At 66.4% G+C, this 25606-nt stretch carries 23 protein-coding genes and 1 tRNA gene; 18 read left to right on the top strand and 6 right to left on the bottom strand.

What is annotated here, in order from left to right; translation table 11 throughout:
- Positions 1-46 precede the first annotated feature (46 nt).
- From AC0B44_RS01965 to AC0B44_RS01950, 4 genes are all read left to right on the top strand, one after another.
- Positions 47-409 (top strand): DUF485 domain-containing protein, encoded by a 363-nt coding sequence (locus AC0B44_RS01965; RefSeq protein ID WP_471901235.1) that lies wholly within the window; start codon positions 47-49, stop codon positions 407-409.
- A complete protein-coding gene (locus AC0B44_RS01960) occupies positions 406-2040 on the top strand; it encodes a solute symporter family protein (protein WP_471901234.1) in 1635 nt (544 codons plus the stop codon). The genes AC0B44_RS01965 and AC0B44_RS01960 overlap by 4 nt, the downstream gene beginning before the upstream one ends.
- Positions 2041-2141: 101 nt before the next feature.
- A complete protein-coding gene (locus tag AC0B44_RS01955; RefSeq protein WP_471901233.1) occupies positions 2142-2573 on the top strand; it encodes a type II toxin-antitoxin system Rv0910 family toxin in 432 nt (143 codons plus the stop codon).
- A 166-nt stretch (positions 2574-2739) separates the two neighbouring features.
- On the top strand, positions 2740-3597 hold the full coding sequence (locus AC0B44_RS01950) for an aldo/keto reductase (protein WP_471901232.1): 858 nt from the start codon (positions 2740-2742) through the stop codon (positions 3595-3597).
- 21 nt (positions 3598-3618) lie between these two features.
- Here the strand turns inward: AC0B44_RS01950 and AC0B44_RS01945 are convergent, their stop codons facing one another.
- Entirely contained in the window at positions 3619-5805 is a 2187-nt protein-coding gene (locus AC0B44_RS01945) for a molybdopterin-dependent oxidoreductase (RefSeq protein ID WP_471901231.1), read from the bottom strand.
- Positions 5806-5925: 120 nt separating this feature from the next.
- Positions 5926-6546 carry a TetR/AcrR family transcriptional regulator gene (locus AC0B44_RS01940; RefSeq protein WP_407441404.1) on the bottom strand — a complete coding sequence of 207 codons (621 nt, stop codon included), beginning with the start codon at positions 6544-6546 and terminating at the stop codon, positions 5926-5928.
- Between the two features lie 93 nt (positions 6547-6639).
- On the opposite strand from AC0B44_RS01940, the gene AC0B44_RS01935 reads away from it, so the two are divergent.
- The 9 genes from AC0B44_RS01935 (at position 6640) to AC0B44_RS01895 (ending at position 16789) form a co-directional block, all read left to right on the top strand.
- Positions 6640-7995, top strand: coding sequence for a cytochrome P450 (locus AC0B44_RS01935; protein ID WP_471901230.1), 1356 nt, complete (start codon positions 6640-6642; stop codon positions 7993-7995).
- 49 nt (positions 7996-8044) lie between these two features.
- Entirely contained in the window at positions 8045-10333 is a 2289-nt protein-coding gene (locus AC0B44_RS01930) for an ATP-dependent DNA ligase (RefSeq protein WP_471901229.1), read from the top strand.
- Positions 10334-10387: 54 nt separating this feature from the next.
- A complete protein-coding gene (locus tag AC0B44_RS01925; RefSeq protein WP_471901228.1) occupies positions 10388-11065 on the top strand; it encodes a response regulator transcription factor in 678 nt (225 codons plus the stop codon).
- Positions 11046-12251, top strand: a complete 1206-nt coding sequence (locus tag AC0B44_RS01920; protein ID WP_471901227.1) for an ATP-binding protein — start codon at positions 11046-11048, stop codon at positions 12249-12251. Before AC0B44_RS01925 ends, AC0B44_RS01920 begins: the two co-directional genes overlap by 20 nt.
- A complete protein-coding gene (locus AC0B44_RS01915) occupies positions 12248-13303 on the top strand; it encodes a hypothetical protein (RefSeq protein ID WP_471901226.1) in 1056 nt (351 codons plus the stop codon). Before AC0B44_RS01920 ends, AC0B44_RS01915 begins: the two co-directional genes overlap by 4 nt.
- 143 nt (positions 13304-13446) lie before the next feature.
- Positions 13447-13707 (top strand): LuxR C-terminal-related transcriptional regulator, encoded by a 261-nt coding sequence (locus AC0B44_RS01910; RefSeq protein ID WP_407442948.1) that lies wholly within the window; start codon positions 13447-13449, stop codon positions 13705-13707.
- A 68-nt stretch (positions 13708-13775) separates the two neighbouring features.
- Positions 13776-14105 (top strand): YnfA family protein, encoded by a 330-nt coding sequence (locus AC0B44_RS01905; protein WP_471901225.1) that lies wholly within the window; start codon positions 13776-13778, stop codon positions 14103-14105.
- 129 nt (positions 14106-14234) lie between these two features.
- Entirely contained in the window at positions 14235-16004 is a 1770-nt protein-coding gene (locus tag AC0B44_RS01900) for a thiamine pyrophosphate-requiring protein (protein WP_471901224.1), read from the top strand.
- Between the two features lie 41 nt (positions 16005-16045).
- On the top strand, positions 16046-16789 hold the full coding sequence (locus tag AC0B44_RS01895) for an MBL fold metallo-hydrolase (RefSeq protein ID WP_471901223.1): 744 nt from the start codon (positions 16046-16048) through the stop codon (positions 16787-16789).
- 48 nt (positions 16790-16837) lie between these two features.
- On the opposite strand, the gene AC0B44_RS01890 is transcribed toward AC0B44_RS01895, so the two are convergent.
- Positions 16838-17446 carry a TetR/AcrR family transcriptional regulator gene (locus AC0B44_RS01890; protein ID WP_471901222.1) on the bottom strand — a complete coding sequence of 203 codons (609 nt, stop codon included), beginning with the start codon at positions 17444-17446 and terminating at the stop codon, positions 16838-16840.
- 139 nt (positions 17447-17585) lie between these two features.
- Here AC0B44_RS01890 and AC0B44_RS01885 point away from each other — a divergent pair, with 139 nt between their 5' ends.
- The 3 genes from AC0B44_RS01885 (at position 17586) to AC0B44_RS01875 (ending at position 20033) form a co-directional block, all read left to right on the top strand.
- Positions 17586-17828, top strand: a complete 243-nt coding sequence (locus AC0B44_RS01885; protein ID WP_471901221.1) for a ferredoxin — start codon at positions 17586-17588, stop codon at positions 17826-17828.
- Positions 17829-17831: 3 nt separating this feature from the next.
- The gene (locus tag AC0B44_RS01880) at positions 17832-19115 is read left to right on the top strand and encodes a cytochrome P450 (protein WP_471901220.1); all 1284 of its coding nucleotides are present in this window, start codon (positions 17832-17834) and stop codon (positions 19113-19115) included.
- Between the two features lie 78 nt (positions 19116-19193).
- On the top strand, positions 19194-20033 hold the full coding sequence (locus AC0B44_RS01875) for a mycofactocin-coupled SDR family oxidoreductase (RefSeq protein ID WP_471901219.1): 840 nt from the start codon (positions 19194-19196) through the stop codon (positions 20031-20033).
- 171 nt (positions 20034-20204) lie between these two features.
- On the opposite strand, the gene AC0B44_RS01870 is transcribed toward AC0B44_RS01875, so the two are convergent.
- Positions 20205-20438: a hypothetical protein gene (locus AC0B44_RS01870; protein ID WP_471901218.1), complete on the bottom strand. Its 234-nt coding sequence runs from the start codon at positions 20436-20438 to the stop codon at positions 20205-20207.
- Between the two features lie 72 nt (positions 20439-20510).
- Positions 20511-20583, bottom strand: a tRNA-Arg gene (locus tag AC0B44_RS01865).
- Between the two features lie 244 nt (positions 20584-20827).
- On the opposite strand from AC0B44_RS01865, the gene AC0B44_RS01860 reads away from it, so the two are divergent.
- Both AC0B44_RS01860 and AC0B44_RS01855 read left to right on the top strand, forming a co-directional pair.
- Complete coding sequence (locus tag AC0B44_RS01860) at positions 20828-21661, top strand: M23 family metallopeptidase (protein ID WP_471901368.1); 834 nt, start codon at positions 20828-20830, stop codon at positions 21659-21661.
- A 76-nt stretch (positions 21662-21737) separates the two neighbouring features.
- Positions 21738-23246: a glutamate-cysteine ligase family protein gene (locus AC0B44_RS01855; RefSeq protein ID WP_471901217.1), complete on the top strand. Its 1509-nt coding sequence runs from the start codon at positions 21738-21740 to the stop codon at positions 23244-23246.
- Between the two features lie 24 nt (positions 23247-23270).
- Here the strand turns inward: AC0B44_RS01855 and AC0B44_RS01850 are convergent, their stop codons facing one another.
- On the bottom strand, positions 23271-25574 hold the full coding sequence (locus AC0B44_RS01850) for a M28 family peptidase (RefSeq protein ID WP_471901216.1): 2304 nt from the start codon (positions 25572-25574) through the stop codon (positions 23271-23273).
- Positions 25575-25606 lie beyond the last annotated feature (32 nt).

The following is a 25606-nucleotide window of genomic DNA, read 5'->3' as shown; positions in this document are numbered from 1 at the left end:
ACGTGTGCAACCACCACACATCACACGTACGACCAAGGAGTCGGCAGTGACCTCAGCACCTCCCAGCGAGAGTGACGTACCCCAGCGGCGTGTTCCGACGCCGCAGGAGTTCGTCGACATGCAGGAAAGCCCCGAGTTCCAGGAACTGCGCAGCCGGTTGCGGCGGTTCGTGTTTCCCGTGACGGCGTTCTTCCTGGCCTGGTACGGCTTGTACGTTCTGCTCGCCACCTACGCGACGGACTTCATGGCCACCAAAGTCTTCGGCAACATCAACATCGGACTCCTGCTGGGCCTGGCGCAGTTCCTGACCACGTTCGTCATCACCGGGGTGTACGTGAAGTTCGCCGGTCGTGAACTCGACGACCGGTCCGCCGCGATCCGCACCGAACTGGAAGGACCGCAGCAGTGAGCCTTCTCGCGCAGGGCACCACCGACATCGGTAACCCGCTCCTCAACATCGCGATCTTCCTCGCGTTCGTCGTCGTCACGATGGGTCTGGTCATCCGCGCCAGCCGGACCACGAAGAAGGCATCCGACTTCTACACCGGCGGCGGACAGTTCTCCGGTCCGCAGAACGGTTTCGCCATCGCCGGCGACTACCTGTCGGCGGCGTCGTTCCTGGGTATCGCAGGCGCCATCGCGGTCTACGGCTACGACGGCTTCCTCTACTCGATCGGCTTCCTGGTCGCGTGGCTCGTCGCACTGCTGCTCGTCGCCGAACTCCTGCGCAACACGGGACGATTCACGATGGCGGACGTGCTGAGCTTCCGGCTCAAGGAGCGGCCCGTGCGCATGGCCGCCGCGCTGTCCACCCTCGCGGTCTCGCTGTTCTACCTGCTCGCCCAGATGGCCGGTGCCGGTGGTCTCGTCGCACTTCTGCTCGACATCGAGGGCAAGACCGGTCAGGCAGTCGTCGTCGCGGTCGTCGGCGTTCTCATGATCACGTACGTGCTGATCGGCGGCATGAAGGGCACGACCTACGTGCAGATGGTCAAGGCGGTGCTCCTCATCGCGGGTGCCGGCGTGATGTTCGTGCTCGTCCTGGTCTCGGTGGGCGGCAACTTCTCTCAGCTCCTGGCCGACGCCCAGGCAATGGTGTCGGGCTCGGCGAACGAGGCGGTCGCCCAGCGCGACGTGCTCGCACCGGGTGCGAAGTACGGCATCAGTGACATGTCGCGAATCGACTTCATCTCCCTCGGCCTCGCCCTGGTTCTCGGCACCGCCGGCCTGCCACACGTGCTGATGCGCTTCTACACGGTGCCCACCGCGAAGGAAGCCCGTCGCTCCGTGACGTGGGCGATTGCGCTCATCGGCGGTTTCTACCTGTTCACGCTGGTTCTCGGCTACGGCGCCGCCAGCCTCGTCGGTCCCGACGTCATCCTCGCCGCTCCGGGCAAGGAGAACGCCGCTGCGCCGCTGCTCGCGTTCGAACTCGGCGGCACCGTATTCCTGGCCGTGATCTCGGCGGTCGCGTTCGCCACGATTCTTGCCGTGGTCGCCGGACTGGCGATCACCGCGTCGGCATCGTTCGCCCACGACATCTATGCGAGCGTCATCAAGCGTGGCAACGCCACCGAGGACGAGCAGGTGCGCGTTTCGCGGATCACCGTCGTGGTGATCGGCCTGGTGTCCATCGTCCTCGGCATTCTCGCGATGGGACAGAACATCGCCTTCCTGGTGGCCCTCGCCTTCGCGGTTGCCGCCTCGGCGAACCTTCCCACGTTGCTGTACTCGCTGTTCTGGAAGAAGTTCAACACCACGGGCGCGTTGTTCAGCATCTACGGTGGCCTGATCAGCTGCTTGGTGCTGATCGTCTTCTCGCCGGCAGTCTCGGGAAGCCCGTCCGCGATGTTCCCGAATGCGGACTTCTCCTGGTTCCCGCTGTCGAACCCCGGCATCGTGTCCATCCCGCTGGCCTTCCTGCTCGGCATCGTCGGCACCTACGTGGGCCGCGGAAAGCCGGAGGATCCGTACAAGCAGGCCGAGATGGAAGTTCGTTCGCTCACCGGTGTCGGCGTGGAGAAGGTTGTCTCCCACTGACTCTGCGTTACCCGCCCGGCCGGAACCGAAGGCCCATCCCGAACGGGGTGGGCCTTCGCCGTGGGGTGGCGCGACGACATCTGTCGTCTAGGCTGCCGCTCATGGCGAAACTCGAGGTCTCGACGGAACTCCCCATGGATCCGCACCGCGCGTGGGAGAAGGCATCCCGGCTGCAGACCTTCGACGAGTGGCTGACCATCCACGACGGCTGGCGCAGCGAACTGCCGGACACCCTCACCGCGGGCACGACCCTTCAGTCGGTGGTGTCGGTCAAGGGCATGCGCAATCGCGTGAGCTGGACCGTCGTGGAACTCGACGCACCACATCACGTGGTGCTCCGTGGAACGGGGAAGGCGGGGACGAAGTTCTCGATGCGTCTCGCCGTCACGGCCACCGGTGACCGATCGCGCTTGACGATGAAGATCGACCTCGGGGGAGCGCCGCTGTTCGGGCCGATCGGCGCCGGGGTGGCACGAGCGCTTCAGGGTGACCTGCAGACCTCTCTCGACAGGTTCGCTCGGCTCTACGGCTGACCGGGCTGGTCCCGTTCCTTTCTGCGATGCATGTGTGTCGCCGCCGGTTTCTTCCTCAACCCTGCACACCGCTGCCCCGATGCAGGGAAGCTTGAACCATCGCTTTTCATCACGTCCCCGTCAGCGACGAGGTGTACGGCGAACTGCCGAGGAACGGAACGAACACATGAGCATCCTGAACGAGACCTACACGTTGTCCAACGACGTAACCATCCCCAAGCTGGGGCTGGGCACCTGGTTCATCGACAACGACAAGGCCGCCGACGCGGTGCGAGCCGCGATCGAGATCGGTTATCGCAACATCGACACCGCGCAGGCCTACGAGAACGAACGCGGCGTAGGCGAGGGCGTCCGCGCCTCGGGGATCGCCCGCGACGACCTGTTCGTGTCGACCAAACTGCGGGCCGAGACCAAGGATTACGACGCAGCGGTGGCCGCCATCGACGGCTCACTGGACACGCTCGGCCTCGAATACATCGACCTGATGCTGATCCACAGCCCGCAACCTTGGAACGACTTCCGCGGCGGCGACTACACCGAGGGCAATCGCCAGGCCTGGCGCGCGCTCGAGGAGGCTCATCGGGCAGGCAAGCTCCGGGCGATCGGGGTGTCCAACTTCCTGCAGGAAGACCTGGAAAACCTACTGGCGGACAGCACGCTCGTCCCGCATGCGAACCAGGTGCTGGTGCACGCCGGCAGCACGCCCAGCGAACTGATCGCCTACTGCGAGAACAGGAACATCCTCGTCGAGGCGTATTCACCGATCGCGCACGGCGAGATCCTGCGCAACCCGGAGGTGCAGGCGATGGCCGACAGGTACAGCGTGTCCGTGCCGCAGCTGTGCATCCGGTACACCCTGCAGTTGGGCACCGTGTCGTTGCCGAAGACCGAAAACCCCGCTCACATGCGCTCCAATGCCGACGTCGACTTCGTCATCGCGGAGGCGGACATGACTGCGCTACGCGAACTGCGTGGACTCGACTACGGCGCTTCGAGCGTCTTCCCGGTGTACGGCGGCAAATAGGGGTCACTGTCACAGCGTGCACTACCGGGCGACCGTGTCCTGATCCGAAGGCAGCCGACTCGTCGCGGCGACATTCACCATCGTCGCGTTGACCGCGGCATTGCCCGTGAAGGTGTCGGTGACCGCCGGATCGTGCAACAGGTTGACGTTGGCGCCGGGATGCGCGGCTGCGGTGAACCAGCCGACACCTTTCTCGTCGTGACCCCAGCCGTGCGGGATGGCGACGGTCCCGACCCGGATCTCGTCGCTGACCTCGACGGGCACCGCGATGCGCCCCATCCGGGAGCGCACGGTCACCGGCTGACCGTGGACGAGCGACCGGGACGCCGCGTCGTCTGGATGCATCAGGACTGTGCACCGATCCCGGCCCTTGACCATGGTCTCGATGTTGTGCAGCCACGAGTTGTTCGATCGCAGATGGCGGCGTCCGATCAACCGGAGATCGAATTCCTGTTCCCGAGAGTTGTTCTCGGTCTCGGAGAGCAACCGGCGTGTCTCGTCGACGAACTCCGGTGGCGCCACGTGCACGCGGCGATCCCGCGTTGCCACGAGGGAGCGGAGCCGTGGTTGCAGCGGCCCGAGGTCGATTCCGCCGGGGGTGCGCCTGATCCGTCCGAGTGTCAATCCTCGACGTCCGCGGCGCAGGATGCCGTGCGGTCCGGTCAGGACACCGAGGGCGCCCAGTCGTAGCGGGCTGAGCCGATCGAGCAGGGCGCGGAACGGACGGGCCGAGTGCTTCCGGAAGGGAAGGGGAAGCACCTCGAGGGTCAGGCGCGACATGATCTGCCAGTCCTCGAGCGCGTCGGCCGCAGGCTCGAATACGCGGGCGCTGAACCGTGCGTTGTTCCGGACGGAGAAGACCGGGAACAGGAAGTCGAACTCCTCCCGTTCGAGGTGGGAGACCGGGGGAAGAATCAAGTCGGCGTGCCGGGTCGTTTCGGTGAGGTACATGTCGACCGCGACGAAGAAGTCGAGGCTGTCGAGGGCCTCGTCGAGACGGCCACCCTGCGGGGTGGACAGCACCGGGTTCCCGGCGTAGGTGATCAGCGCACGGACGGGTCCGGCGGAACTGTTTGCGTCACCGAGCATTTCGTCTGCCATGCCCACCACCGGCAGTTCCGTGCGGAAGGACTTGTGCTCGCCGGTGCGGCTGCTCCACATGCCGTAGCCGGAACCGAGTCGTCGCAGCAGACGGGTCGCATCGATCGGGGGTGACGCGAACATCTGGCCGCCGGGCCGGTCGAGATTCCCGGTCACGGCGTTGAGGGTATTGACCAGCCAGTGCGTGAGGGTGCCGGTGACCTGATGGCAGACACCGATTCGGGCGTACGCGACGGCGGACCGTGCCGCGGCGTGGTCGCGGGCCAGGCGCCGGATCGTGTCCGCGTCCACCCCGGCGCGCGCCGCCATCTGCTCCGGTGCGCAGACCGCCACCAACTCGGCAAGTTCCTCCATGCCGGCCAGCGGCACGGTGCCGGGCGTCTGGCGGATACCGTCGGCGAGAATCGTGTGCAGCATGCCGAGCAGCAGGTACGGATCGCCGCCCGGAGCGACCGCGACGTGTTCGTCCGCCAATCGCGCGGTCTCGGTGCGCCGCGGATCGACCACGACCACCGAGCCGCCGCGGCGACGGATCGCGGCGATGCGTCCGCGGGCGTCGGGCATGGTGGTGACAGAGCCGTTCGACACCGCGGGATTGGCCCCGAGAATCAGCAGGCGGTCGGTGTGATCGACGTCGGCGATCGGCATCAGCACGTTCGAGCCGAACATCTTCCACGCTGCGAACTCCTGCGGGAACTGATCGATCGAGGACGCCGAGTAGAACTTGCGGGTGAGGAGCGCGAGACGCAGTGCGATCCCGTAGAGGACCGACGAACTGTGTGCGGCCGGGTTGCCCAGGTACATCGCGATCGCGTCGCGGCCGTGTCGCCGCTGGACGGCACGCAGCCGATTGCCGGCGAGGGTGAACGCTTCGTCCCAGCCGATCTCCTCGAAGCTGTCGCCGACACGCCGCATCGGGCGTCGTAGCCGGTCCGGGTCGTGGTGCAGATCCGCGAGCGCGGTCGCTTTCGGACAGATGTAACCGTGCGAGAGCACGTCGTCGGGATCCCCCTGGATGCGGGTGACCCTGTCGTGGTCGACGGTGACGAGGATTCCGCAGTGCGCCTCACACAGGGTGCATTGGCGAGCGACGGTACGTGTGGACACGGCGGTTCCTTCCGCGGTCATGTGCGCAACGTAGCACCGTCGTGACCGGCTTGTGAACGATCGCGGCCGACCACAATCACCCGGCACCCATCACGGAGGGTCGGCGCGGAACCGGGGGTCTCAGCGGTGTGCGGTGGAAGTGAACTGGTGGGTCGCCGCGTCGACGATCTCCTCGGGGGTGATCGCGATTTCGTCGTTCAGCCACGCGGTGACCAGTTCGGCGAGGCCGCCGACGAACAGCAATCCGTTGATTTCGCCCTGATGTGGTGGCCACGCGCGATCCCCGTACATGACCGTCGCTTCGTTCGCGACCATCTGGGCGAACCCCCGCAGTGCCGCGCGGCGGTGCGAGCGCAGAGGCTCGAAGGCGGCCGACTGGATCATCGCGACCCGTCCCTTGCGCGGATCGTCGGTGAGGATGGTGACGAATGCCGTGATGGCGTTGCGTACCCGTTCGTCCAGCGGCCCGGTGCTCGTCCGCAGCGCGTCCAGTCCGGCATCACGGATCTCGTCGGCTATGCGGTCGAACACGTGCTGTAGCAATTCGTCTCTGCTGGTGAAGCTTTCGTAGAAGTATCGCTCGGTCAACTTGGCCTTCGCGCAAATGGCGGTCATGGTCGCGCCGCCGTGGCCCTCGGCCGCGAATACGTCCAGTGCCGCCTCGAGCAAGGTCTCGCGTCGTAGTGCTGCTCGCTGGTCGCCGGTCATGCCCGCATATCGACGCGGCGTCGGAGAAGTCATACGGCGATATTGACAGACGGGGAAGGTGTGACTCACACTACAGGCATCTGACAGAGGGTCCTGTCAGATCAAAACCGGAAATGAGGGCTCACCGTGCCGAAAATCCTGGCCGCTCCACCTGCCGATTCGCAGTTGCGCCCGATCCCGGGCCGCTCGGGGCCGCCTCTCGTGGGCAGCGCCCTCGAATACATCCGCGATCCGCTGGCGATGATGCAGAAACGCTGGGACCGATTCGGTGAGCTCTCGTGGTTCACGATGATCGGCTGGCGCTGGGTTGCCGTCCTCGGGCCCGATGCATGCCAGGAAGTGCTGCAGAACAAGGACCGGGCATTCGTGAACAGCGACGGCTGGTCGGCGCTGATCGGGCCCTTCTTCCACGGTGGTCTCATGCTCCTCGACTCGGACGAACACCTGCGGCATCGGCGGATCATGCAGCAGGCGTTCACCCGCTCCCGCCTGGAGAAGACTGTCGACGCGCTCCATCCGGCCATCGAGGCTGCACTCGACACGTGGACGCCCACCGACGGATTCCGGGCGTACACCGAGCTGAAAACCCTCACCCTCGACCTCGCCACGGACATCTTCATGGGCGGTGCGGAAGACAGCACCGACCGCGAGATCGAAGCTGTGAAAACGGCTTTCGTCGACTGCGTCCAGGCGGCGACCTCCGTGATCCGGTATCCGGTTCCCGGAACCCGATGGAAGCGCGGACTCGACGGCCGGCGCCTGCTCGAGGAGTTCTTCCGCCGGTATCTTCCGGCACGTCGAACACACGAGACCGACGACCTGTTCTCCGTGCTGTGCCACATCGAATCCGACACAGGACAACGTTTCAGTGACGACGAGGTCGTCGATCACATGATCTTCCTGCTGATGGCCGCGCACGACACCTCGACGATCAGCCTGTCCACGATGATGCAGTACCTGGGGCAGCACCCGGAGTGGCGGGAGAGGTGCCGGGCGGAGTCGCTCGCGCTGGGCACGTCGTCACCCGGTTACGCCGAACTCGACGGGTTGGTGAGCCTCGATCTGGTCATGAGGGAATGCCTGCGCATCGTCGCGCCCGTTCCGATGATGGCGCGCCGGGCCATCCGCGACACCGAGGTACAGGGGCACTTCATCCCCGCAGGAACCTACGCTGCGGTGGCACCCCACTTCACCCACCACATGCCGCAGTACTGGCCCGAACCCGAGCGTTTCGATCCCGAGCGCTTCGCGGAACATCGCCGGGAAGACAAGGTGCATCGTTATGCGTGGGAGCCGTTCGGCGGCGGTGTGCACAAGTGTCTCGGGATGCACTTCGCCGGCGCCGAGATCAAGGCGATCATGCATCACCTTCTGCTGCGCTTCGACTGGCACGTCGACCCCGGCTACGTCGCCCCGCTGAACTTCACGTCCCTTCCGTTCCCCTCCGACGGACAGCCCGTCGATCTGCGTTCGCGGGACTGAACTCGTTCGCAATCCGGCCGTTCGGCGGCCGGGCACGGCATTATGAGGTATGCCGACACGCACGGTCGACGGCCATCGGATCACCCTCACCAATACCGACAAGGTGCTGTATCCGAAGACCGGCACGACGAAGGGTGACGTCATCGCCTATTACGAGGCGGTCGCCCACGCGATGCTCCCGCATGTCGCGGGCCGGGCAGGTACGCGGAAACGCTGGCCCAACGGCGTCGAGGAACCCGCGTTCTTCGAGAAGAACCTCGCCGAGCATGCCCCGTCGTGGCTGGACCGGCGCACGCTGCACCACAAGCAGCGCAGCGTCACCTATCCACTGTTCGATTCGGCTGCGAGCCTCGTCTGGCTCGGGCAACAGGCCGCTCTCGAACTGCATGTGCCGCAGTGGCGTTTCGACGACGACCATGCCGGGCCCGCCACCCGGATCGTGTTCGATCTCGACCCGGGGCCCGGTGCGGGACTTGCCGAATGCACGGTTGTGGCCCGGTACGTCCGCGACACCGTCGCCGAATTGGGCTGGACGGCTTATCCGGTCACCAGTGGGAGCAAAGGGATCCACCTGTATGTGCCGCTCGACCGGATCCTGAGTACCTCTGGGGCGTCGACGGTGGCCAAGCAGGTCGCGACCAACCTGGCAACCGCGTACCCCGATCTCGTCACCGCGACGATGTCGAAGTCGGTGCGGCCCGGAAAGGTTTTCGTCGACTGGAGCCAGAACAACGGGGCGAAGACCACGGTCGCGCCGTATTCGCTGCGCGGACGCGAGGAGCCGTGGGTCGCGGCGCCCCGCGCATGGGACGAGTTGGACGATCCGGACCTGCGGCACCTGCGATTCGAGGAAGTCCTCGACCGCCTCGGCGAATACGGCGACCTGCTCGAAGGCCTCGATCCGCCACTCGACATCCGTCCCGCCTCCGACGCCCTCGAGACGTATCGAAGCAAACGCGTCGCGTCGCGCACTCCGGAACCGGTGCCGCGCGGTGTCCCGCGCGACGGTTCCGGCGACCGGTTCGTCATCCAGGAACACCATGCCCGCCGACTGCACTTCGACCTCCGGCTCGAGCGCGACGGAGTGCTTGCGTCGTGGGCGGTCCCGAAGAATCTGCCCGACAGTCCCGGCCGCAACCACCTCGCCGTCCACACCGAGGACCACCCGATCGAATACCTCACCTTCCACGGCACCATCCCGAAGGGTGAATACGGCGGCGGGACGATGACCATCTGGGACACGGGCACGTACGAGACCGAGAAATGGCGGGACGACGAGGTCATCGTGCGCCTGCACGGAAAGCGAATCGACGGACGGTACGCGCTGATTCGGACCGAGAAGGACCAGTGGCTGGCGCACCGGATGAAGGAACAGTCGCCCGACGTCGACGCCAACGCCCGCGCATCCGATTTTCCACGCGACATCGCACCGATGCTCGCGACCCCGGGAGAAGTGTCGGGGCTGGACGCCGAACACTGGGCCTTCGAAGGGAAGTGGGACGGATATCGTGCGATCGCCGAGGTGTGCGAGGGCGAGTTGCGTCTGCACAGCAGGTCGGGACGCGACATCACGCGGGAATACCCCCCGCTCGCCGACCTCGCCGGCATCCTCGAAGGGCACGACGTGGTGCTCGACGGAGAGATCGTCGCGGTCGATCCAGAAGGAGTGACCAGTTTCTCGCGTCTGCAGCAAGGAGTGAAGGCCGAGTACCGGGTATTCGACATTCTTTATCTGGACGGGGTGTCGTTGCTGCGCAAGACGTATGACGACCGACGCCGGGTGCTCGACGCTCTCGCTGCCGCGACCGGAGGGTTGCTCGTTCCGGAGCAACTGCACGGCGACGGGGCAGAAGCGCTGCGCCGCAGCAGGGACGCGCGCTGGGAAGGCGTGATCGCCAAGCGGCGCGACTCGGTCTACCTGCCGGGTAAACGGGGGAGTGCCTGGATCAAGGAGAAGAACTGGCTCACGCAGTCGGTCCTCATCGGCGGCTACCGGAAGGGACGGGGAAGCCGCTCCGCGACTTTCGGGTCTCTGCTGCTCGGGGTGCACGACGACGAGGGTGGTCTGCTGTACGTCGGAAAGGTCGGCACGGGATTCGACGAGCGCACCCTCACCGAACTGGTGCGCGCAATGGAGGGCCTCGAGCGATCGACGATCCCGTTCTCCGACGAGGTACCCCGGACGGAGAGACGAGATGCGGTGTGGCTGGACCCGGACCTGGTGGGCGAAGTGCGGTTCGGGGGGTGGACCGACGGTGGGCGGCTGAGGCATACCAGTTGGCAGGGCCTGCGCGACGATATCGATCCGGCATCGGTCCGCAGAGAAGGCTTGCACTGACGCGGGCTGATACCGTCGTTCTGCATACGACATCAGGCAATCGGGAGGGCTGTCATGGCCGAGAATTTTGCTCCCGTCCGCCGGATCGGGCTCGTCGAAGACCACGAATCGGTGGCTCTGGGACTGGCGGCAATGCTCGCCGACCAACCGGATCTCGAACTCGTCTGCGCTGTTCCGACGGTGGACGCGCTGCTCGCGCAGCACGACGATCTCCACCTCGCGGTGCTGGACCTGCGACTCTCCGACGGGTCTGCGCCGAAAAGCAACGTCGAGCAACTGCGGGCCGCAGGACTCGAAACGCTCGTGTTCACCGGCGCTGAGAACGCGTTTCTGGTGCGCTCCGCCGCCCGCGCCGGGGTCCTGGGCGTGGTCCGCAAGTCGGAACCCGCTGCGGTGGTGGTCGAGGCGATCCGGATTGCCGCGTCGGGCGGGCAGGTCGCGAGCACCGAGTGGGCTGCGGCGATCGACGGAGATCCCGAACTCGGGGATGTCGGTCTGAGCCCGCGGCAGCTCGAGGTGCTCGAACTGTATGCCTCGGGCGAGAAGCTCGACCGCGTCGCACGATTGACCGGACTCGCTCCGCAGACCGTCAACGACTACCTGCAGCGGATCCGGGCCAAGTACGCGGAAGCGGGCCGGCCGGCCCCCACCAAGACCGACCTGTACAAACGTGCGATCGAGGACGGGTGGTTGCCGATTCCGGAGCGCGACGATGCCCGTCGGCGTGGCTGAGGGCGCGAGCGCCGGTGCGAGCGCGGCGGCAGACCGCCTTCTGCGAATGTTCGCGTGGTTCATCGCAATCGGATACGTGTGCTACCTGCTGCTTGTGGCTCCGGCGATTGTCGGACAGGCCGGCCTGACCGCTTCGTGGTGGACGCCGACAGCCGCGGCCATGATTTTCGGATCGTGCGTGGTCCTCGGTCTGTCGGCCTCGTTCTGCGACAAGCGGCGGATGAAACAGATCGCTGCCGCGAACGCGCTCCTGTATCTCGCAGCCGTTGCCCTGTGGTTTCCGGCATGGAACGGGTCGGTCGTGCCGCAGGACGAGACACTGTGGTTCAGTTCGTTTCCCGGGGTGGCCTCGTTCGCCGCGGCGGTGGCGTGGCGTCCGCCGTGGGCATTCCTTCACATGGTGTGCGCGGTGCTGCTGGCACAGGCCGCCGACCACATGGTCAGGGATGCACCCTTCACCCAGAGTCTGGTTCCGGACGTCGCGTTCGGGCTCGTCTTCTGCACACTCTTCCTCGCCGCGGCCGTGGTGGGCATGGGCACCGGCCGCATGCTCGACGAGACCGTCGCCGCGACCCACGAGGCGGCGGCGGCGTCCGCTGCTCTGGAAGCCCGCAATGTCGAGCGTGAACGCTTCGATGCGCTCGTGCACGACCGGGTGATGTCGACGTTTCTTGCCGTCGCACGCCGTGCTCCCGACGACTCCGTCGTTCCTCAGGCGGCACGCGCGCTGGCCGAACTCGACAACCTCCGACGGCGTGACGACGAGGCCGGTCCGATGGACGCCGACACGGTGGTATCCCGATTGCGCTCCGCCGCCACCGAAGCCGACGAGGAGGTCACCTTCTGCCCGAGCATCTCGCGCGAGGCGGAGGCGGAGGCTTTTCCGGCGGAACCTGTTCGCGTCGTCGCTGCCGCTCTCGCGGAGGCGGTCCGCAACAGCGTGAAGCACGCCGGACCCGACGCGATGAGGTCGGTGAGGGCCGAGGTGCGGCGCGGCAGGCTGGATGTCCGCGTCGTCGACGACGGGTGCGGCTTCGATCCGGACGACGTGGGTGAGGACCGGTTGGGTGTCAGCGTCAGTATCTGCGCGCGGATGAACCAGTTACCGGGCGGAGCAGCGGAAGTGCGCTCGGTGCCCGGTGCCGGAACTGCCGTGTTCCTCTCGTGGAAGGAGCAACGGTCGTGAATTCTGCGAATGCGACGATCTCCGACCTGCTGCGGATGCACAGCAAACCCGCGCGCGCCTTGGCGGGTCTGTATGCGGTGACGTGCGTGCTGCTCGCCGCGTACAACGTCGACCGCGCCGAAAGCGTCTGGCCGATGCTCGGTTCCGTCGTGGTCTGTGTGGCGGCAGCCTTCGTGCTCGTCGCGGTCGAAGGCGATCCGCTGCCGCTCGGTCCGGCTCTGGCGCTGATGTTCACGGGGGCCGTGTCGTGCGGCGCCCTGTTCACCGTGGTTCCGACCGAACCCACCGACCGGCCGGTCCAGCTGTGGACTTTCGGGATGTCCGCCACCGTCCTCGTCTTCATGTGCGTGCGCGGCCGGACTCTGCTGGCGTGGATCGGCCTGATACTCATGTTCGGCACTTCGGCGGTGTGGGCGCAGGCCACCGGAGCCGGAGTCGGGACCGGCCTCGGCGTATCGCTGGTCAATGCCGGCCCGGTCCTCATGGGCACGGTGTTCGCGTACACGATCCGCCCGTTGGCCGGCTCCATCTACCGGTTACGGGCGCGCACGACCCAGCGGATCGCCCGGGAATCCGCGACCGCCGCCCTTCTCGAGGAACGCGATGCCCAGCTCGCCCGGCTCGACGCTCTGGCACGGCCGATGCTTTCGCTCATCGCCTCGGGAAAGCCGCTGGCGGACGAGGATCGCACCAAGTGTGCGCTGCTCGAGGCACGTCTTCGCGACATGCTGCGGGCGCCCGCACTACAGGATGTCGCGGTGGTGGAAGCAGCACAGGCGGCGCGACTTCGAGGCGTCGAAGTGGTCATGCTCGACGACAAGGGCCTGGACGACGTGTCGACGGACGTGCGCCGTCGCGTCCACCGGGCGGTTGTGGACTGTCTCGATGCGGTGTGGAGCGGTTCGGTGACCGTTCGTGTTCTCCCGCCGGGCCGTCATGCGCTGGTGACCATGTTGTTGCACGACCAGGACGAGGTGCGCCGCATCGAACTCGACCGCGACGGATCGGTTCTCGACAGACCTGTGCCCACCGCCGTCACAGCATCTGCTTAGCAGTGCTAACGATGACCCTGGTTTCATGGGCAGGAGAATGTGGGGCTGGGGGAAGGGGGCGCGCGGCGGTAGCGTCGTCCCGACCGGGACGCGTTGGTCGGGGGATCACGCTCGGGCGATCGTTGCCTACAGAGGGATTCGCCATGACCAGCATGCTCGACAAGACCCCGACCTACCGGAAGCCTGCCCTCACGGCCCGTGAGATCGAGATTCTTCGTGAATGGCTGGTGTGTGAATCCAAGTCCGAGGCGGCCGCGCGGCTGTACGTCACGGCCGCGACCGTGAGCACTCACATCGTGCGTATTCGCGAGAAGTACGCACGCGTGGGCCGCGCCGCGCCCACGAAGACGTCCCTGCTGGCCCGTGCCCTGCAGGACGGCGTGGTGTCCATCGACGAACTGTGATAGACCTCCGCGGGTGAGCCGGCACGCCTGGCCCCTCCATGGGGCGGGGCGAGCGTTAGAGTCCGGCCGTGACGATTCTGAAGTCTCTGGTGCTGTTCGCCGTTGCCGCGCTGTTCGAAATCGGTGGCGCCTGGCTCGTGTGGCAGGGCGTGCGTGAACACAGAGGCTGGATCTGGGTCGGCGCGGGTGTGATCGCTCTCGGCGCATACGGTTTCGTGGCAACCCTGCAACCGGACGCGAACTTCGGACGCATCCTCGCGGCCTACGGTGGTGTGTTCGTCGCAGGGTCCCTCGTGTGGGGCATGGCGGTCGACGGCTTCCGTCCCGACCGGTGGGACGTATCCGGTGCGCTCGTGTGTCTGGTCGGCGTCGCGATGATCATGTACAGCCCTCGATAGGACTGTGGCGATAGGACTGAGGCGTCTCGCGCCCGCACATCTCCTCCTCCGGACGGTGAGGTTTCGGTCCCGCCCCATCGGGAACCCGGACTGCAATCCGCTCGCTCGACTGCAGGACAGGAGACTTGTATGCCCAATGTCGCCGACGGAATCGTGGACCGGCTCAGGGACTGGGGAGTGCGCCGGGTGTTCGGCTACGCAGGCGACGGGATCGACCCTGTACTAGCTGCGCTGGATCGGGCATCGGAGCACATCGAACTGGTGACGGCACGCCACGAGGAGATGGCCGCATTCATGGCCACCGGCCACGCCAAGTACACCGGCGAGGTGGGCGTCTGTCTCGCTACGCAAGGACCGGGGGCGATTCACCTCCTCACCGGCCTCTACGACGCGAAACTCGACAGCAAACCGGTGGTCGCCATCGTCGGCCAGGTCGTCACCTCCGCGCAGGGGAGCGGCTACCAGCAGGAAGTGGAACTCGCGACGCTGTTCAAGGACGTCTGCGCGCAGTATGTGCAGAGCATCGACAGCCCCGAGCAACTCGGCCCTGCGCTCGACAATGCCTTCCGCACCGCGCGAGCCACCTCGAGCCCCACCTGCGTGATCGTGCCGCACGACATCCAGCAGGCGGACGCCCCCGAGCGCGAGCACGAGCACGGGTTCGCTCCCAGCACCGCCACATACGCCGTGCCGCGGGTGATCCCCGCCGAGACGGACCTCGACAAGGCTGCGGAAGTGCTCAACGCGGGGGAGAAGGTGGCCCTGCTCGTCGGTCAGGGGGCTTACGGTGCCGCGGCGGAAATCGCCGAGATCGCCGAGCGCCTCGGTGCGGGCGTCACGACGTCGCTGCTCGGCAAGCCCGTGGTGGACGAAACGCAGCCGTGGGCATGCGGGGTGATGGGTCACCTCGGTACCACCGCATCCGCCGACCTGATGGCCGGGTGCGACACCTTGCTCATCGTCGGCAGCAACGACCCGTGGACCGAGTTCTACCCCGCGCCCGGCCAGGCGCGAGCCGTGCAGATCGATATCGAGTCCCGCAACCTCGGCGCGAAATACCCTGTGGAGGTGGCGCTTCCGGGAGACGCGTCGGAGACGTTGCGGGCGTTGCTTCCGCGGCTACAGCAGACGGAGCGGCCGTGGCGCGACGAGGTCGCGAGCATGGCGCGAGAGTGGCACCGGATCGCGGCGGAGCGCTGCGCCGAACGGTCGGACCGGCTCAACCCACAGACGGTGGTGTCCGCGCTGTCCGAGCATCTGCCCCCGGACGCGCAGGTGGCCGTCGATGTCGGGTCGGTCGTGTACTGGTACGCACGGATGCTCCGCCTGCCCCGCGGTGTCCCGGCACACCTGTCCAGCACGCTCGCGTCGATGGGGTCGGCACTTCCCTACGGGCTCGCGGCCAAACTGGCCCACCCGGACCGGCCGGTGATCGCGCTCGCCGGCGACGGTGCGATGCAGATGAGCGGTAACTCCGAACTCGTGACGGTAGCTCACCACTGGCGCAACTGGGACGACCCGAGGTTCGTCGTGCTGGTACTCGACAACGACGACCTTTCCGAAGTGTCCTGGGAACAAAGGGAAATGGAAGGCGATGCCCGGATTCCGGCTTCGCAGGACGTCCCGGTTTTTCCCTATGCCGACTACGCGCGTTTGCTCGGGCTCGAAGGCATCCGCATCGAGCGGCCCGAAGATATCGACGACGCCTGGCGTACCGCGCTGGCCGCCGACCGTCCCGTGGTGATCCAGGCGGTGACCGATCCGTCCACGCCGTTGCTGCCACCGCGAGCCCCGGGGTCGAAGGTGGACAAGATGTTCGGTGCGCTCGACCAGGAGGGCGCCGACCGTGCCGCGCAGCAACTGCGTGGACAGCGGGAACAGGAGAATCCCGAGGGCTGACGTCCGCACGCGCACGACTCCCGTCCGACCGAGGAGGACCGATGTTCGAACGTAATGTGGCCGAAGGTGTGCACCGCATCGAGCACGCCGACGTCAATCTGTATCTCGTCGAGGACGAGGACGGAGTGACCCTGGTCGACACCGGCTTTCCCTCGACGTTCCGGCACATCGAATCGGGCCTGCGAGAGATCGGCCGTACCCCGGGGGACGTGCGGGCGATCGTGCTCACCCACGCTCATTTCGACCACGTCGGGTCGGCACGTCGTATCCACCGCGCGTGGCAGGTCCCGGTGTGGAGCCATCGGCGCGAGCAGTACCTCGCGGCACATCCCTACCGGTACAAGCCGGAACGTGCGCGGCTGCTGTATCCGTTCAAATATCCGAAATCCCTTCTGATCCTCGGGCGTATGACCGCAGCGGGGGCGTTGGGAGTCCGTGGTGTCGCGGAGACGACGCCGTTCGAGACCGGCGCCCAGTTGAAGGTCCCGGGGAGGCCACGAGTGGTGTTCACTCCCGGTCACACGTTCGGGCACTGCGCGCTGCATCTGCCGGACCGCCACGCGGTGATCTCGGGTGACGCGCTTGTCACCCTCGATCCCTATACCTGCAAGACCGGACCGCACGTGGTGGCGGCAGCAGCGACGACCGACAGTGCGCAGGCGTTGGCGTCGCTGTCCGCACTCGCGGACACCGACGCTGCCACCGTGCTGCCGGGTCACGGCGAACCCTGGTACGAAGGCGCGGCCGCCGCGGTGGAACTGGCACTGGAGGCCGGACCGTCCTGAGTCGTTCTGCGGCGCATCGGAGCCCGCCGGGTCGCGCCGGCGTTCCGGTTACGGCCGGCCGCGACGAGCGTCGGAGTCGCGGTTTTCGAGGGTCGCCTCGTACCCCGTGGTCAGCCAGTAGATCGTGCGATCGAGCGTGGGCATGATCTCGTCGATTGCGATGTCGCCGTCGCGGCACCGGCCGACGAGGCCGTAGACCACGCTCGACAGGATCGATTTCAGTTCTCCGACGAAGCCGGGGTCGACGCCGGAGAGAACGGCCATTCCGACGGGCACGACAGGATCGAAGCCGCGCTTGTGCAGTCCCTCGCCGCCGGGTGCAGTCCTCACCCGGAAGTAGGCGAGCAGCATGTGCGGATGTTTCTCCCACGGTTCGAAGATCGCGCGCATCACCTGCATCATCGCCGGATGCAGGGGCTCATCCGCGTTCCGTTGCTGCGGCACGAGTGTGGAGTGGTTGCCCTCCATCCAGCGTTCGATCGCGGCAAGGATCAGCTCGTCCCGCGTGGCGTAGCGCTTGTAGACGGTGGACAGCGATACGCGTGCGCGTCTTGCGACCTCGCGCAGTTGGACCGCGTCGATTCCGGGTTCGTCGAGCAACTCCACGACGGTGTCGAGAAGCCGGTCCTCCCCGGCGACCGATACGGTGTTCTCCATTTTGCGAATTCCCTTGCCGTAGTCGGATAACAGGGTTACCGTGACGCCGGTAACACCGTTACTACCGTATAGCGGACGGCATCGCTGCCGAGCAGGTGACCTTGCCGTCCGGGTCCCCCTTCTCCCTTTGGAGTGCCCGATGACGGGATCATCGAAGCGCCTGCGCATCGATCGCGACATGTGCGAGGCCCACGCATTGTGTATCGAGATCGCGCCCGAAATATTCGACCTCGCCGACGACGACATCGCGACGTGCGACGAAACCCCTCCGGAAGCGTTGTGGCCCAAAGCGCTAGCGGCCGCGAGTGCGTGCCCGCGCGCCGCCGTCGTCGTCGACGACGGCTCTTCCACTTCCCCCGCCGGATCACCGAAAGGTCCGTGACCGATGACCGATCTCGCCTCAGCCGACTACTTCTCCGACGGCGCTCTGGCGCAGAGTCCCTTCGACTATTTCGGCCATCTCCGAAGTCGGAACCCGGTCTTCCGGGAACCGAATTACGGAGTGCTGATGGTCACCGGTTACGCCGAGGTCGTGGAGGCTTTCAAGAACTCGGAAGCCCTCTCGGCGGTCAACGCCATCGGAGGCCCGTTCCCGCCGCTACCGTTCGTGCCGGAGGGCGACGACATCACGGACCAGATCGCCGCGCACCGGCACCTGTTCCCGATCTCCGAACACATGGTCGTGATGGATCCCCCCGACCACACGCGGGCGCGTTCGCTGCTCGGCCGTCTCCTCACGCCCAAGCGACTGAAGGAGAACGAGGAGTATCTGTGGTCGCTCTCGGACCAGGTGCTCGACGAATTCTTCGACGACGAGCACTGCGAGTTCCTCGGACAGTACGCAAAACCCTTTGCGACGCTGGCGATCACCGACCTTCTGGGCGTTCCGGAGGAGGATCGCGACGAGTTCCGGTTCGCGCTGGGCGCCGCGGAACGATCCGGCATCCCGGTGGGGGCGCTCGACCACAGGACGGTCGCGGTCAACCCTCTCGAATACCTGGACGACCGGTTCGCCGATTACCTGGCCGAGCGGCGACGTGAACCTCGGGGCGACATTCTCAGCGGTCTCGCTGCGGCCACGTACCCGGACGGAACCACGCCGGAACTGCTCGAAGTCGTTCGGCCCGCGGCCTTCCTGTTCGCTGCCGGTCAGGAGACGGTGACGAAGCTTCTCAGTTCGGCACTGCGGGTGCTCTGTGAACGACCGGGGTACCAGAAGATGTTGCGCGAAGATCGCAGCCTCATAAAGCCTTTCATGGAAGAGTCACTGCGCTACGACAGTCCTACCAAGGTCGACTTCCGGCTCGTGAAGAAGAACACCACCATCGGTGACGTCGAGGTCACCGCAGGGACAGTCGTCATGCTGAGTCTTGCAGCCGCCAACCGCGACCCACGGAAATTCGAAGAACCCAACGAATTTCGGCTCGACCGCAAGAACGCGCACGATCACATCGCGTTCGGCCGGGGTCTGCACACGTGCGCGGGTGCACCACTTGCGCGGATCGAAGGTCACGTCACGCTCAACAAGTTGCTCGACCGAATGAGCGACATCCGGATCAGCGACAGCGCACACGGTCCGGAGAACGACCGCACTTTCGTCTACGAGCCTACCTTCCTGCTTCGCGGGCTTACCGAGCTGAACATCGAGTACACGAGAAATCCCCGATAGCCGAAAACAATCCGAAATAAGCAGTCCCATGGTTACCGCGCCGGGCTACTGCCCGGGGCGCAATGAGAGAGGTAGTTCATGGCGGGAAGAGTTGAAGGCAAGGTCGCGTTCGTCACCGGTGCCGCGCGCGGTCAGGGGCGTAGTCACGCGGTGCGACTGGCGCAAGAGGGCGCGGACATCATCGCCCTGGACATCTGCGGCCCGATCAGGGACAACGCACTGATCGAACCAGCTACTCCCGAAGATATGGCCGAGACCGTCGAAGCGGTCAAGGGCCTGAACCGCCGCATCGTCACGGTGCAGGCCGACGTCCGTGACTTCGACGCCGTCAAATCGGCCGTGGACGAGGGCGTCGCGCAATTGGGACGGCTCGACATAGTCGTCGCCAATGCCGGCATCGGAACGGGCGGCACCCCGCTGCACCAGACCGACGAGTTCGACTGGCAGGAAATGCAGGACATCAACCTCTCGGGGGTGTGGAAGACGGTGAAGGCAGCCGTGCCCCACCTGATCGAGGGCGGGAACGGCGGTTCGATCATCCTGACGAGTTCGGTGGGCGGCCTGAAGGCCTATCCGAACACCGGCCCGTACATCGCAGCCAAGCACGGCGTCGTCGGACTGATGCGGTCGTTCGCCGTGGAACTGGGTGAGCACTTCATCCGGGTCAACACGGTCCACCCGACGAATGTGAACACTCCGATGTTCATGAACGAGGGGGCGATGAAGATGTTCCGCCCGGATCTGGAGAATCCGGGGCCGGACGACCTGAAGGCGGCCGCGCAGTTCATGCACGTGTTGCCGATCGGCTGGGTTGAGCCCGAGGACATCAGCAATGCGGTGTTGTTCCTCGCGTCGGACGAGTCCCGGTACGTCACCGGACTGACGTTGACCGTCGACGCCGGTAGCACGCTCAAGTAGGCGGAGCCGTAGTACGAAGCGATCCGTCGCCGGTCCGGACCCTCTCGCGAAAGGGGGGTCGGGCCGCGACGGATCGTTGTCTGTGCCACCGGCAGGCCTCGGACCTGCCGGTCTCGCTGCCCGGTCGGTCTGGCGCTCGGCTACGGCTCGATCCGGAATCTCCGGGGGTCGCTAGCTGAATTGATCGAAGACGCGCCGCACCTCGGCCTGCTCATGAGGATTGTTCAGGGACTCGAGTGACTGCTCTTTGACGCGTCGCCGTCGCTCGGGGCTTGATTCGATTCGTGTCGCGATGTCGACGACGGCATCGTGAACAAACCGTTCCGGTCCGATGCCGCGGCGAGCAGCCACCTCTCGGACGACTGCCCGCTCCTCGGTCGTGAATGTGATCGTGAGGGACTCCATGGGCAGACGGTACTACTCGGTGTGCTTGCAGCCGAGTTGTCCTGTGCGGCCATGGACCGCGCAATGAATCTGTGCCCTCGGCAGGATTCGAACCTGCGACCTACCCTTTAGGAGAGGGTTGCTCTATCCCCTGAGCTACGAAGGCGCACGCGATGCGGCGGACCGAATTATCGCGCGCTGTGAGTGTAGCGGGCTGCTGGTACCGGGGGCGAAGCGAACGGGTTCGGAGCCGTGTCTACCCGGCCGAATCGAGTGGTTGTCCCGCACGGTGAGATGAAGCGAAGGTCACGCTGGCGCATCCCTATACCGTTTTGTTACCTTAGGTCGCCAAGAGCGGCCGGACCACTTTGGTCCAGCTCGAAATCGGGACGACGAACGGGAAAATGACTGTGGGACGGCATCAGCTCGCGCGCGAAGAATCTGCTTTCGATATGGACTTCTCCTTCACCCCGTCCGGGTCCGGTAAAGGCCGTCACCGCGTCGAGCCCACCGGTACGTCCGCTCCGGTGAAGGCCGCGACCGTGGCCGCAGCTACCGGTGCCTTCTTCGCAGTCGGCGCCCAGTTCACCGCCGGTACCGCCGCCGCGCATCCCGGTCACGAGGCTCCGGCCCACACCGAGGCTCCGACCACCGGCACCCTCCCGTTCGAGCTGCCCGAAGGTCTGCTGCCCGCCGGTGTCGAGATCCCGGCGATCCCCGGTGTCACCACGCAGGCCGCGCAGGACGCACCGCAGCTTCCGGCCGAGATCACCCAGCTCGTCGATCAGTTCGCCGGCGGCAACAATTGGCTGGACAGTCTGAACCCCATCAAGCCGAGCACGGTGCAGCCCGTCTCCGGCACGCTCACCTCCGACTTCGGTGCTCGCTGGGGCGCGCACCACGGCGGCATCGACATCGCCGCCCCGATCGGCACGCCGATCTCCTCCGCATCCGACGGCACCGTGCTCGACGCGGGCGCAGCCTCCGGCTACGGACAGTGGGTCCGTGTGCTCAACGACGACGGCACCACCGCCGTCTACGGCCACGTCGACACCTACCAGGTTTCCGCCGGTGAGCGGGTCTCGGCAGGTCAGCAGATCGCCACCGTCGGCAACCTGGGCTGGTCCACCGGCCCGCACCTCCACTTCGAGGTCTGGGATCAGAACGGCACGAAGATCGACCCCAACGCGTGGCTCAACACCCGCGGTGTCGTCGCCGACTGGGACAACATCCGCGCGGTCTGATCGCCCGCTTTCCGGCGGGCTGCCGTCCGAGCGTTAGGCTTGTTCCGAGACAAACGTCGGCGCGACCGGGGGTTCCATGGGCACCGAGATTTCGGCACGTTCGTTCACCGGCGCAGACCGGCGAGCGTTTCGGCGCAAGGTACGCGACAGCATCGGCGCGCTCGAGCGGATGCTGCGCGAGGACATGTTCGTGGACGTGCACTCGTCGCCGGAGCCGCAGCTCGGCATGGAGATCGAGTTCAACCTCGTCCAGGACGACATGGCTCCTGCGATGTCGAATCTCGAGGTGCTGCAGGCGATCGACGATCACGCCGTCTTCCAGACCGAACTCGGACAGTTCAACGTCGAGATGAACGTCGAGCCCGGCCCTCTGAGCGGCGATGCCACCCTCGAACTCGAAGAATCCCTCCGGTCTTCCCTGCAGCGCGCCGCCGACCGGATGCACCGGCACAACGCGCAACTCGTGATGATCGGGATGCTCCCCACTCTCGAACTCGATCACCTCGGGCGAGACCGCATCACCGCCAATCCGCGCTACGAGGCCCTCAACGAGCAGATCTTCTCGGCCCGTGGAGAAGATCTCGAACTCGACCTGGACGGGGTGCCGCTTCCGGGGACGGACGAGTCGGAATCTCTTCGGGAAGACATGAATTCGGTCGTCCCGGAGGCCGCGTGTACGTCGTTGCAGTTGCATCTGCGGGTGGCGCCCGAGGACTTCGCGCCGCACTGGAATGCGGCCCAGTGCCTCGCCGGCGTCCAGGTTGCGCTCGGAGCCAACTCTCCCTTCTTCGCGGGTAAGGCGTTGTGGCACGAGAGCCGGATCCCGTTGTTCGCGCAGGCCACCGACACCCGTCCGTTCGAACTGAAGAACCAGGGCGTGCGACCCCGGGTGTGGTTCGGTGAGCGCTGGATCGACTCTCCTCTCGACCTCTTCGAAGAGAACTCCCGCTACTTCACGGCGCTGCTGCCCGAAGTGAGCGATTCGGATCCGATGGCCGAACTCGATGCGGGGCGGATCCCCGAACTGCGGGAACTGCAGATGCACAACGGCACCATCTACCGCTGGAACCGCCCGGTGTACGACATCAGCGACGGGCAAGCGCACCTGCGCGTCGAAAACCGTGTGCTGCCCGCCGGGCCGACGGTGCTCGACACGATGGCGAACGCAGCGTTCTACTACGGCGCCCTTCGTGCGCTCGTCGACGCCGAAGAACCGCTGTGGCGTCAGATGAGTTTCGACGCGGCAGAGAAGAATCTGGTCCTGGGCGCGAAGTTCGGTCTCGACGCCAGACTGTACTGGCCGAAGATCGGCTGGGTCGGTGCCGACGAACTCGTCCTCCGGTGTCTGCTGCCCCTGGCCGACAAGGGACTCGAGGCGTTCGGCCTCTCGGCGAAAGCCCGCGATCGGTACCTCGGCATCATCGAGGGGCGCTGCAGCAATCGGCGTACCGGTGCAGCGTGGCAGCGCGAGCAGGTGGCCAGGCGCGAAGCCGCAGGAGAAGACCGTCGTGCCGCACTGCGGGGAATGATGAGCGACTACGTAGCGAACATGCTGCAGGGCAATCCCGTTCATCAGTGGGATTGACGCGGGCCGCAGAACGTCCGGCGCTCAGATCTCGAGCGTGCGGGTGACCACGACATCGGGTTGCGTCACCACCCGATCCGTCGGCGGTTCGTATCCGGGGACCACCGACAGGTCACCGGAGAGATCGCTGACTCGGAGACCGAGTCGGTCGGTGAGGACACCCAGGGTGAGCGTGACCTCGATGCCTTCCGGACCAGGCGCCCAGAACATGAATCCGAAGTCGGAGGACGGCTCGGCTCGCTGACCGTCGACGGTCGCACCGTGCACCGTTGCCGTCGTGCTGTCGACCCACAGACCCACGGCGTGAGCCCCTCTGGGCGACGACAGGCGCAGACGGAGTTCTCGCGCCCCACGCGCGCTCGTGTCCTCGAGAACTTCGACGTCGGGCGGTGCCAGATCGGACACCGGCGCCGGACCCTGCGACAGCGATTGGTCGCCACGCCACGGGAACAGGTCCGGGAGCGGCGAAGCGGACGCGGAGAGCAGGCCCTCGCTCCACTCGGAGCGAGGTGCGTCCGGGGATGCCCAGGTCGCTGTGCCGTTGTCGGTGTCGAGGGCGTACCAGAGGAATTCCTGACGCTGATCCGTCGCCCCGTCCCGGTTGACGAAGCCGGCTGTCGCGGTGCACACCAGGACGAGGACCACCGCGGTGACCGCGGACAACCAGACCTTCGTCGGCCGCAGGACCGGTTCCCAGAGCGGTGCGGTCGCCGCGAACGTGATGAGAACGAACGCGCCGGCAGCGGAGGCACCGGCAACCAACCCCGCGTCGAACGACACGAGAACCGCACCGACGCCCAGCACCGCTCCGGGGAGCGCGCCGACCGTGAGCACGGCAAGACGCCACCAGAGCGCCTCGGCGGGCAGAGCCAGTGTGACGAGCACGGCGATCACTGTGGGCAGGACGGGCAGCACCAGCGCCGATGCGACCCCGGGAAAGGGCGTGCCCGCCAAGGCTAGGACAGCGACGGCAACGAAGATCCCGCAGGTGACGGCGGGACCGGGCACCCGTCGCCGGAGCGCAGCAACGACGAGGACGAGAACACACAGTGCGGCAACGACAGCCGCGAGCTGGAACGGTCCGGGACGGTACGGTTCCTCGGTAACCGGTGATGCCATGCCGGGCGCCACCTGCTGAGCGAGCCACCACGGGAGCCAGGCGATCCCCGCCGCCGCGATCCCTGCGACGAGCGCGGCAGCGCCGGTGGCGAGGATCTGACGAATCGTCGCTTCGCGGCGGCGGATCCGTACGACCACCAGAACGGCGGCCCCGACGGCGAGGAGCACCGCGCCGGCAATTTCCACCCACCGGGGATAGTGGATCAGCCCCCAGGGCACGAGCGAGACGACTTCCTGTCCCGCGTCGTCGAGCGTCAGCAGGTCCGTGTCCGCGAGGGCCCGGGCCGTGGCCAGGGAGGTCTCGCCCATCTGCTGAAGCGACTCCTGGCTCAGTCGGTCCGTCGTGTCGAGCGGGCTGTGGTAGTACGCGGAACCCGACGCGATCGCCGTGTCGAATCCGGAGAAACCGGTGTCGGCGAAGTTGCTGAAATCGGTGTCGTTGGGGAGCGCCTCGAATGCCAACTGGGTGAGGGAGTCCGCCTCCGCCCACGGCGATCGGGTGAGTGCGTCGAGCAGAGCGCCGTTGGGGAAGGTCATCCGGAAAGTCATCGGGATTCCCGCATTGCCGCGGGCCTCGTGGTTGAGGACGACCATCGGGCCGAGTGCGGGTGAACGCGACCGGATGAACACCTGGGAGCCGAGCAGTCCGTTCTCCTCACCGTCGGTGAGCAGCACCATGATGTCGTTGCGCGGCGCGGGACCGACACCGAGGGCCCGTGCCGTTTCCAGTGCGGTGCTCACCCCGATCCCGTCGTCGCCCGCGCCGGGTGATCCGACCACCGTGTCGTAATGAGCGGCGAGCATTACGGTTCCGGTGGGATCGGAACCGGGGACCATCGCGATGATGTTCCCGACCCGGGCGCCGCGTTGTTCGGGTGGATCGTCGTTCGTCGTCCATCCGACGCCGGACTGAACCGTGGTGCGCCATCCGAGTTCCTGGAGGGTGGCGACGAGGTAGTCGCGCGCTGCGGTGTGCTCGGGCGTGCCCGGAACACGGGGCGTCGTGGCGATCGCGTCGATATGGGTGGCGGCGCGTCCGGCGCTGAAGACCTCGGGCGGAGCACCGGCATCGAGCGGTTCGGGAAAAGACGGGAACACTGCTACGGCGAAGCCGATGAGCAGGATGCTCAGCAGTGCGAGCAGGCTCCCGCCTCGGGGCAGAGTCCTGCTTCGGGGCAGGCTCGGTGCTCGGTCGACGCCCGTATCCATGGCGCGAGCGTAGCCGGGCAAACGGCGCATTG

This window comes from Rhodococcus sp. NPDC019050 (genome assembly GCF_055664235.1).
Note: the sequence above shows the minus strand (reverse complement) of the source record. Positions and strands in the feature narration are given on the sequence as shown.

Coding starts and splice junctions, on each gene's coding strand:
- AC0B44_RS01950 (WP_471901232.1), top strand. CDS start 2,740: ATGAGCATCCTGAACGAGACCTACACGTTGTCCAACGACGTAACCATC.
- AC0B44_RS01940 (WP_407441404.1), bottom strand. CDS start 6,546: ATGACTTCTCCGACGCCGCGTCGATATGCGGGCATGACCGGCGACCAG.
- AC0B44_RS01930 (WP_471901229.1), top strand. CDS start 8,045: ATGCCGACACGCACGGTCGACGGCCATCGGATCACCCTCACCAATACC.
- AC0B44_RS01875 (WP_471901219.1), top strand. CDS start 19,194: ATGGCGGGAAGAGTTGAAGGCAAGGTCGCGTTCGTCACCGGTGCCGCG.
- AC0B44_RS01895 (WP_471901223.1), top strand. CDS start 16,046: ATGTTCGAACGTAATGTGGCCGAAGGTGTGCACCGCATCGAGCACGCC.
- AC0B44_RS01910 (WP_407442948.1), top strand. CDS start 13,447: ATGACCAGCATGCTCGACAAGACCCCGACCTACCGGAAGCCTGCCCTC.
- AC0B44_RS01885 (WP_471901221.1), top strand. CDS start 17,586: ATGACGGGATCATCGAAGCGCCTGCGCATCGATCGCGACATGTGCGAG.
- AC0B44_RS01870 (WP_471901218.1), bottom strand. CDS start 20,438: ATGGAGTCCCTCACGATCACATTCACGACCGAGGAGCGGGCAGTCGTC.
- AC0B44_RS01855 (WP_471901217.1), top strand. CDS start 21,738: ATGGGCACCGAGATTTCGGCACGTTCGTTCACCGGCGCAGACCGGCGA.
- AC0B44_RS01880 (WP_471901220.1), top strand. CDS start 17,832: ATGACCGATCTCGCCTCAGCCGACTACTTCTCCGACGGCGCTCTGGCG.
- AC0B44_RS01925 (WP_471901228.1), top strand. CDS start 10,388: ATGGCCGAGAATTTTGCTCCCGTCCGCCGGATCGGGCTCGTCGAAGAC.
- AC0B44_RS01920 (WP_471901227.1), top strand. CDS start 11,046: ATGCCCGTCGGCGTGGCTGAGGGCGCGAGCGCCGGTGCGAGCGCGGCG.
- AC0B44_RS01900 (WP_471901224.1), top strand. CDS start 14,235: ATGCCCAATGTCGCCGACGGAATCGTGGACCGGCTCAGGGACTGGGGA.
- AC0B44_RS01850 (WP_471901216.1), bottom strand. CDS start 25,574: ATGGATACGGGCGTCGACCGAGCACCGAGCCTGCCCCGAAGCAGGACT.
- AC0B44_RS01890 (WP_471901222.1), bottom strand. CDS start 17,446: ATGGAGAACACCGTATCGGTCGCCGGGGAGGACCGGCTTCTCGACACC.
- AC0B44_RS01955 (WP_471901233.1), top strand. CDS start 2,142: ATGGCGAAACTCGAGGTCTCGACGGAACTCCCCATGGATCCGCACCGC.